Consider the following 8,537-nt stretch of genomic DNA (forward strand, 5'->3'; position numbering starts at 1 on the left):
GCGGGCCAGGAGGGCCGTGCTGCGGACCCTGGTCAAGCAGGGCGGCACGGCCGCGCAGGCGGCTCTGATGCACAAGCTCGTGTCGATGTCCGACGAGGAGCGCGAACGGCTCGTCGACGACTTCTGGAACGAGGTCGGCGAAGGGCTCGACGTGCCGGACGGCTTCGTCGAACGCCTGAGCACGATGCGGCCCCGGTTGCCGGAGGACCCCAGCGCCGCCCAGCTCGAAGCCTGGATCGAGCTGGCCGACCTGGTCCAGGACCAGCGGTTCCGCGCCGCGGTCCGCTCCTACCTCCAGGACGTGTACGGCACCTTCCCTGGGAGCAGCCTGGCCGCCGCGCCGGTGTGGGACTTCATCCACGAGGACGGCGCCAAGATCGGGGAGGAGGTCGTGGCGGCGTACCGTTCGGGGCTGGCGCCGGACTCCCCACGGGCGTGTGAGCTGGTCGTCCGCATGGCGGGCGCCGCCGCCGACGCCATGGGGGCGCAGTCCACGACCGAGCAACGTGAGCGGCTCGCCAGGGCCTTCCTCCTGGTCGAGCAGCTGCGGCGCGAGGACTCCCAGGAGGAGGAGCGGTACGACGCCACCCACGGCAGATACCTGTCCCTGGTGGAGCTGATCAACGGCACCCCTCCCAGCACGGGCGAGGACGATGCCGCGGCGTTCGCGTGGATCGCCGAGGCGCTGCGTGCTTCGACCCGGCAGTGACCCGGAGCTGGTTCGACACTGCTGACAGTCGTGCTGCTCCTCGTCCTGCGCTGCGCCCACTGTGGCGAGCCCATGCACGCCGGCGACGTCGAGCTGCTGCCCGGCCCTGGCGCGGCCGCCTGACCCTGCCCCTGCCCCAGTCGGGTGCGTTGGCCATGGTCCGCTCGTCCCGGTGCGGCAGGTGGCCGGACTCCTTGACCAGGCGTTGCAGGGTGGCGTACTCGGCCGAGTCGAGCATGTCGGTCGCGATCCGCATCGCGAACGTCACCAGGGCGTCCTCCAGTCGCGCGGCCGTGGTGTGCTCGGTGAGCGTGTCGTCGAGGGTGCGCCGGATCGTGGCGAGGAGTGATTCGCCGATGGCCTCGACGACGGCCCGGAGCAGGGTCTGCTTGTCGCTACACTGCACGCGCCTCCCGGCCAGGGCAGGCCGGGAGGCGCTCAGCCTGAGGATCAGCCGACGGCGTACGCGCGGGTGATCGTCTGGGTCACCCCGTCGCCGGCGGCGTCGGTGACCACCGCGCGGAGGGAGACGTACCCGGCCTGGTCAGGGTTTTGCAGCGTGGCGGTCCATCCGGACCCGGTACGGGTGACCGGGACGGGGCGCCACGTGGCGCCGTCGTCGGCGGACATCTCCAGTCGGATCGACTCCACGTCCGCGTCCGTGGACCCGGGGTTGCGCTCGACCCACAACGGCAGGCGGGTGGTGCCGCCCGGCTCGGCGCGGTTCGAGTCGTCCAGGCCCTCCGGGCTGAAGCGGACGGCCATCAGCGGCAGCGGTTGTTCGTCGCCGGTGGTCGCGGACGTGAACGTCCAGGCCGACTCCACCTTCGTGGAGAGCGTGGCCTGCCGGCGCAGCGACGCGGTCAGCGTGTAGGCGCCGGACACCGCGGGCAGGCCGGCCCGCAGGCCGCATCCTGTCGCCTTGTGGACCGAGCAGCCGGCGAGGTCGGCCGTGGCCAGCGTTCGCCCGTCCCTGGCGAGGGTGGCGAGGCCGGTGGCGGCCGAGTCGGAACCCGATCGGCCCTGCCGCCCGTCGGCGAACATTCCCGTCGCCAAGAAGCTCAGCTCGTCACCGGTACGGCTCCCACCGGCCAGCAGGAACGACGGCCCGATGACGGCGGCGTTCCAGACCTCGTCTGTCTCACCCCGCTCGGCGCGTCGCCCGCCGTCGAAGATGATCGAGGTGCCGGTCTGGAGCCCGCTCCCGTAGCTCAGCCCGGGCGTCCGGTAGTGGACGAGCTTGCCGGGCAGCGGGATCTCCCCGACCAGTGAGTCCAGCGACGTGGCAACGGGCTGGCCGATCTCCAGCGTGGCCATCGGCACCCCGGTCACGGCCGTCCCTGGGGCTCGGTAGGTCGCGGTCACCTTCGCCAGATCCTGCTGCCGCACGTTGTGCGAGGGGTCGTCAGGAATGCCCTCGCTGCGACGATCGACGATGGTGTAGACGTACGGGCTGGGGGAGACGTCCTTGCTGAGCCACGTGGTGACGAGGGTGTAGGTCATGCCTGGTTGCCGCGCGGGGACGACGAAGAGCTGGCTGTTGGCGTCCGTACCGCCGCCCGATGCCGCCATGTCCCAGGCCCCATGCTCCAGCCGGAACAGGTAACCGCGTCTGAGCTCGGCGTCCGGATCGTCGAGTGTGGTCCTGACCGGCTTGCCCCGGCGCGTGTCCACACTCAGGTGCAGGTCACCGTCCTCGACACGGAACGGGGTGGCGGCGAGCGTACTGATCCGGTTTCCGTCGACCGTCTCGGAGACGGAGGCGTAGAGGTTCCAGTCGCCCTTGGGGAGCCGCACGGTGGCGGAGCCGTCCCAAAAGGCCAGGTCATGGCTCTCCCCGGTCTTCGCGTCGTAGATCTCCCCCCGAGGCTCGACGGGCCGGCCCTGCCTGTCGACGGCCGTGACGGTGACGTCGTAGGACTCCGGCTCGACGTAGGCGCCGGCGAGCGTGCGGACCACGGTGTCCCCCGAGGCGGCGGTGACCGTTCCCGGATAGTCGCCCGGCGGCTTTCCGGTGGCGTCGATGGTGACGGTGACGGACGTCTCGCCCTTGGCCGGGACCGTGACCTTGCCGGTCGGCACCTTCAGCACCTCGCCCTGCGCCGAAAGGTCGAGATCTACGGGGGTGTCGCCCACGTTGGCGTACGTGATCGTCCTGGTGGCCACCCGTTCGTCGCCGTCCCACGGGAAGGGCTCCCACAGGTTGGCCTGCTCGGCCACGACCGTCTGCTTCAGCACCCGCGTCAGGTCGGCCAGTCCGGCACCCTGCTCATAGGGCGTGACGCCTTCGGTGGGCGCGGCGCTGCCGATCAGCGCGGCCTTGAGCCGCGCCCCGGTCCAGTCAGGATGGTGCTGGGCCAGGATCGCCGCCGCCCCGGCCACGTGCGGGGTGGACATCGAGGTGCCGCTCATCGATTCGTGGCCGCCCCCGATGGCCGCTGCTGTGATGTCCTGGCCGGGCGCGGTCAGGTCGGGTTTGATCGCGTGGTCGCCCACGCGCGGCCCCCGGCTGGAGGAGTCGGCCATCCGCCCCTGCTTGTCCACCGCGCCCACGGCCAGGGCCGCGTCCGCGCTCGCCGGACTGAACACCGACTGCTTCCTGCCCTGGTTGCCCGCCCCCGCGACGAAGAGCGTGCCGTACTGCTCCGACAGCGTGTTGACCGCCTGCTCGATCGGGTCCAGTTCGAGGCTGTCCGGACCGCCGAAGCTCATGTTGACGACCTTGGCCTTGACCTCGGCGGCCGCCCACTCCATGCCGGCGAGAACGGCCGATTCGGTGATGACGCCGTCGCCCACCTTGCCGATGGCCAGTTCCGCCTCCGGCGCCACCCCGCGGAACCGCTCTCCCCGGCCCGCCGCGATCGAGGCGACGTGGGTGCCGTGGCCGTGGATGTCACGGATGTCGGGAGAGTCGCTGAAGACGCGCTCGTGCGCCACCGCGTCCTTGAGGTCGGGGTGGTCGGGGTCATAGCCGGTGTCGAGGACCGCGACCGTGACGCCCCTGCCCGTGAGCCCCTGCCGCCACGCCTGTGGGGCGCCGATCTGCTTGACGCTGTCTTCCAGGACGGGGGTCCTCTGGCCGTCCAGCCATAACCTGGAACGTCCCGCGGTCAAGGTGCGGGCGCCGCCGGTGAGGTCCCGCCAGGTCCGGGCGGCGCTCGCCTTCGGCACGCGCGCTGCGCTCATTCCCAGGTTGGACAGCCGCCGTGCCCCGGCGAAGCCCCGGGTGGCGGCACCCTGCGAGATCACCGGGATGTCGGACCTCGCAGCGTCGCCGTACCCCCAGGCCAGCAGTTGGGTGACGTCGAACAGCCGCCGGTCGAGCGTCCCCTTCGCGATCAGCGGCATCGCATCCGACGGGATCACGTACAGATGCCCGTCGCGCACCTGGCTCGTGAACTGCACCTGCCTGCCGGGTCCCGGGTCCACCCGGTGGGCCTTGCCGATGACCACGACCCGGTCACCCGTGATCAGCGTCACCCCGTTCGGCTGTTCCGCGGTTGCCTGCGGTGCCGCGACGCCGGCCGTTCCCGCCAGGAGAACGGCGAGAACCGATCTGCCCGCGATCATGACGTGCCTCGTTCGGTCGCGCCGGGGAAGTCGTCGGTCCACTCGGTGGTCAGCTTGATGAAGTGCCCCCACTTGGCGCCGGCGACCCCTCCGCTGACGGTGGGGAGCATGTTGGCGCGGACCACCCGGGAGGTCTCGGGATCGACGACCAGCCTGATCTCCCGGTCACCGCCGCGAACCATCAGCTCCTCCCCGCCCTCGACCGTGCCCACCCGCTGCACGTCCGGCACTGTGGCCAGAGCCCGGAACGCCGCGGAACGCACCTTCGCCGGCGCGGGCATCTCGGCGATCAGCGAGAGCAGCGGGAAGAAGGCGGGGTCACGATGGTCGACTGCTTCCGGGACCATCTCGGTGACCTGCTGCTTCAACGCCTCGGGGTCGGTCGGCAACGCCTCGATGTCCTTGACGCTGAGCTCGCCCTGGCCGGGCGCGAGATAATAGCCGGCCGACGGCGCCTTGCTCACGGCCGACCGGTCGCGGCCCGGCACCGGCCGCGTCCACCGCTGCCCGTCCCGCGTGGTCCAGCTCTCGGTGAACAGCCGGCCGCTGTCGTCCTTCTCCTTCCTGACGTGCCAGTAGGCCCCGGAGCCCAGCGGTGTGCGTTCCGCGCTGTCGGCGGCGACGAGCAGGACGTTCCGGGCCGAGAGAGGCGGCGGGGTGTCACCGGCCGGTGGGTTGACGGGCGTGGCCGAGCTTGTGGCGATCACGACGGTGGCCGCCGCCGTGGCCGCTACGACGCCCGCGAGGGGCAGGGCCACGGGAAGCCGGAACCGCTTGCGCGCCGGCGTTCGGGCCATCACGGTCAGCAGCCGCTCCCGCGCCCCGTCCAGGGCCTCCGGTGCGCTCTCGCCTATCTCCGATCGCAGGTTCTTGATCAGGTCGAAGTCATTCATGGTGGCCCCCGCTCATCTCAACCGGATTGACGCCGCCCAGAGCGTGCGCGACCTTGCGGCGGGCCCGCGACAGGCGCGAGCGGACCGTGCCGATGGGCACCCGCAACGCCCGGGCCGTCTCCTCGTACGTCAGATCGCCCCACGCGATCAGCAGCAGCACGTCCCGCTCACCGCGGCCGAGGCCCGCCAGCGCGGCGGCGAGGCGTTGCCGTGTGGCCGAGGCGGAGACTTGGGCGGCCACCCGCTCGTCGAACGCGGCCACCACGGGGTCCTCGCCCGTGCGGGCCAGCGCCCGGTAGCCCCGGGCTTCGGCCCGTCGGTGCAGGCCGATGACGTTGGTGATGATGCCGTACAGCCAGGGCAGCGCCTCCGAGCGGCCGAACTCGTAGCGGTGGCGGGTCGCGAAGGCTCTGGTGAACGCTTCGGCCAGCATGTCCTCGGCATGCTCAGGCCCGAGCCGCCGCACGGCGTAGCGGTGCAGTACGGCGGCGTGCCGGTCGAAGAGCACCGCGAAGCACTCCGGCGTAGACAGCGAGGCTTCGATGATGGAGGAGTCGTCCCTGGGATCCACCGGTTGAAGGGATGGAGGGTCTTTCACGGGGAACTTCCGTTCTGCGGTGGTTGTCACGACTGTCTTTATCCGCAGAGGCTCCCCAAGTTCCCCATGAGCGTGGTGGGGCCCGTGTGCACGGGCGCGTCTACCGGGGTGAGGGCGTGGCGAGCAGGTCGCGGACGGCCGCGTCGATGAAGGCCGCGTCGGTCGGGTTGGCGCCGCTGCCCGACGTGCCTCGACCGCGCCCCCGGGCGGCCGACGCAGCGGCGAGCAGGGCGTGGGTGCTCCGTGAGCGCCCGACGCCCCGCGCGCTCGCCCGGCCAGGGGCCGCGCTCCTGACCGTTCACGGCGGCTGTCAGTCGCCGAGCAGCCTCGGGGTCCACGCGCGTACGGCCTGCGTGACGTCCTCCGTCAGGTACTGGAGCAGGCTGTCGTCGGGAGCGCCTGACGGGCCGATCACCACACCCGCCCCGTGCGAGGGCCCGGTGCACGCGGCCAGGACGGCGGCCCCGGCCTCCGTCACCGGGCGGGTGACCCACTCCTGGACCTGGTCCCAGAGCGGTCGCATCTGCGGTGGCAGGATGTCGATCGTCATCTGCGCCGCGTTGGGCGTCGCGGCGGGTCCCGGATCGACGGCCACGACCTGGATGCCCTGGCCGCCGAGTCGCCCGGCGAGGTCCATCGTGTGGACGAGGTGGGCGAGCTTCGCCCGGCCCGTCGCGGCCATGCCGTAGTAGGGCCCCGGCGGCTCCGCCTCCTCGAACACCGGCTCCGCGGCCATGATGGCGGAGGAGGTGACGTTCACGATGCGGCTGGGCGCGCCGGCATTGAGCGCGTCCAGGAGAGCCTCGGTCAGCACGTACGGCGACAGGTGGTTGAGCACCAGGCTCGCCTCGATGCCGCCGGCGCCCTCCCAGCGCCGGGTCCACATGCCGCCCACGTTGTTGACCAGCAGGTGCAGGGGCCCTTCCGCGGCCAGCCGATCCGCGAGCGCGCGGGTGCCGGACAGGGAGGAGAGGTCGGCGCGCAGGAAACGGCCCGTGGCGCGCCCCGCCGCCTCCTCCAGCCGGGCCGTCGCGGCGGCGCCGCGGTCGGGGTCGCGGCCGACGACGGTGACGTCCCAGCCCTGTGCCGCCAGCCCCGCCGCCGTCTCCATGCCGATTCCGCCGGTTCCCGCGGTCACGACCGCCTTGCGGACATGTTCCGACATGCGTCATCCAATCAAGAGGGTGAGATGAACGAGTGCCGCGGGTGAGGTCGCGGGCCGGACAGGCTCCGCGCCGCGGCGCCTGTCCAGGACACACCGGCCGCCGGGGGAAAGGAAGGTCCGATGTGGCAGGCAGCCATGTCCCAACGGCATAGGCGCACGTGAGAGACTGCGCGGGTGGCCGATGTGGAGATTCGCCAGCTGCGTTACTTCATCGCGGTGGCCGAGGAACGCAACTTCACCCGAGCCGCCGCGCGGCTCACCATGACCCAGCCCGCGCTCTCACGTGCCATCCGCGCCCTGGAGCGGGACGTCGGCGCCCCACTGCTCGTCCGCGCCCCCGGTGACGTGAGCCTGACTCCCGCGGGTGAGATCCTGCTGGGCGAGGCCAGGACCCTGGTCTCCCAGGCCGGGCACGCCATGTCACGGGCGCGCAGGGCGGCGGGGACGCAGGATCCGCTGACGGTGACAGGGCCCGGCTGCGACGCCTGGCTGCTGAACGAGCTTGTGCACGCGTACGACGAGACCCGGCCGCTGATGCCCGGACGCGTGATGGTCGGCAACGCGGGCGACCAGCTCGACCAGCTGCGCTCCGGTGCGGCCGACCTCGCGCTGCTGCGCGGGTCGATCGACGACGAGACGCTGGAGAGCGTGATCCTGCTCATGGAACAGGTGCACGTGCTGCTCGCGGCGTCACATCCGCTGGCGGGCAGGGAGGCGATCGTCATGGCGGACCTGAGCGACGAGCAGGTGGTGCGCTGGAAGGAAGACAACTTCCGGCACGTCGCCGCCGAGCTCTGGCCGGACGGGCCGCCGGGGCGCCCGGGGCCGGAGGTGAGCGACGGCATGCAGATGCTGGCGGTCGTCCGGCTGGGGCAGGCCGTCGTCCTGTGCACGCCCCGCGCGGCGGCGGCGACGGGATCGGCGGACGTCAGGGCAGTCCGGCTCAGCGACGGGCCGTCGCTGCCGCTGCGCCTGGCCTGGCTGCGTGACCACTCCCAGGTGCGGTCCGTACGCAGGTTCGCCCATCACAGCCGGGCCGTCTGCGCGAGGCAGGACGGGCAGGCGGTCAGGGACCTGGCGCGATGGCCGCCGGACCACGGGTGAGCGGTGCGCTCATGAGGCGGCGGCCGTAGTGGCATGAGATCGGCACATCACGTGAAATTCGCTCGACCGGCCGGGCTCGCAGGGCCTGACACTCTTGAGGATCGGCCTCTGTGCCGCGCTGGGGATGGCGACCGCGGACGTGCTCTGTGCGCTGGTCGCGGTCATCGGCGACTCCGTGCTCACCCGGCCTCATCGAGCCGATCATGTCCTTCCTGCGGCCGGCGTCTACTTCGCCGCGCTCGTGCTGGGCACCCAGACGGCGATGGAGCCTCCTGAGCAGGCGGTGTTCGTGCTCGCCGCCTTCGCCGCGTCGGCCGGCTGGCAACCGCTGTCGACGGAGCCGCGGGCGGTGTTCAGCCCGCGGCCTGGGCGGCGACGTTCTCGATGGCCTTGACGGCGACGTCGGGCTGGTCGGTGTAGATGTAGTGGCCGCTCTTGGCGGCGGTGCTCAGGTTGCTGTTGCTGGAGAGGGCGAGCCACTTGCGCTGGCCGGCGCTC

Annotated in this window: 7 protein-coding genes; 3 read left to right on the forward strand and 4 right to left on the reverse strand. The window is 72.0% G+C overall.

The features are described from left to right. Nucleotides 1–709, forward strand: a 709-nt coding sequence (locus GUY59_RS44645; RefSeq protein WP_212746350.1) for a MerR family transcriptional regulator, incomplete at its 5' end; no start/stop codon positions are given. Between the two features lie 450 nt (nucleotides 710–1,159). On the opposite strand, the gene GUY59_RS44655 is transcribed toward GUY59_RS44645, so the two are convergent. From GUY59_RS44655 to GUY59_RS44670, 4 genes are all read right to left on the reverse strand, one after another. Continuing rightward, nucleotides 1,160–4,279 (reverse strand): S8 family peptidase, encoded by a 3,120-nt coding sequence (locus GUY59_RS44655; protein ID WP_138208303.1) that lies wholly within the window; start codon nucleotides 4,277–4,279, stop codon nucleotides 1,160–1,162. Next, the gene (locus GUY59_RS44660; RefSeq protein ID WP_138208302.1) at nucleotides 4,276–5,172 is read right to left on the reverse strand and encodes a CU044_5270 family protein; all 897 of its coding nucleotides are present in this window, start codon (nucleotides 5,170–5,172) and stop codon (nucleotides 4,276–4,278) included. The genes GUY59_RS44655 and GUY59_RS44660 overlap by 4 nt, the downstream gene beginning before the upstream one ends. Next, nucleotides 5,165–5,743 (reverse strand): RNA polymerase sigma factor, encoded by a 579-nt coding sequence (locus tag GUY59_RS44665; RefSeq protein ID WP_138208301.1) that lies wholly within the window; start codon nucleotides 5,741–5,743, stop codon nucleotides 5,165–5,167. Before GUY59_RS44665 ends, GUY59_RS44660 begins: the two co-directional genes overlap by 8 nt. Nucleotides 5,744–6,080: 337 nt before the next feature. After that, nucleotides 6,081–6,935: an SDR family NAD(P)-dependent oxidoreductase gene (locus GUY59_RS44670; protein ID WP_132332914.1), complete on the reverse strand. Its 855-nt coding sequence runs from the start codon at nucleotides 6,933–6,935 to the stop codon at nucleotides 6,081–6,083. Nucleotides 6,936–7,118: 183 nt separating this feature from the next. Between GUY59_RS44670 and GUY59_RS44675 the strand changes: the two genes are divergently transcribed. Further along, a complete protein-coding gene (locus tag GUY59_RS44675; protein WP_138208300.1) occupies nucleotides 7,119–8,039 on the forward strand; it encodes a LysR family transcriptional regulator in 921 nt (306 codons plus the stop codon). Nucleotides 8,040–8,163: 124 nt separating this feature from the next. Further along, nucleotides 8,164–8,433: a hypothetical protein gene (locus GUY59_RS44680; protein WP_138208299.1), complete on the forward strand. Its 270-nt coding sequence runs from the start codon at nucleotides 8,164–8,166 to the stop codon at nucleotides 8,431–8,433. Nucleotides 8,434–8,537 lie beyond the last annotated feature (104 nt).

The sequence above is a fragment of the Nonomuraea sp. K271 genome, assembly GCF_009908215.1.
In the GTDB taxonomy this organism is placed as follows: domain Bacteria; phylum Actinomycetota; class Actinomycetes; order Streptosporangiales; family Streptosporangiaceae; genus Nonomuraea; species Nonomuraea longispora.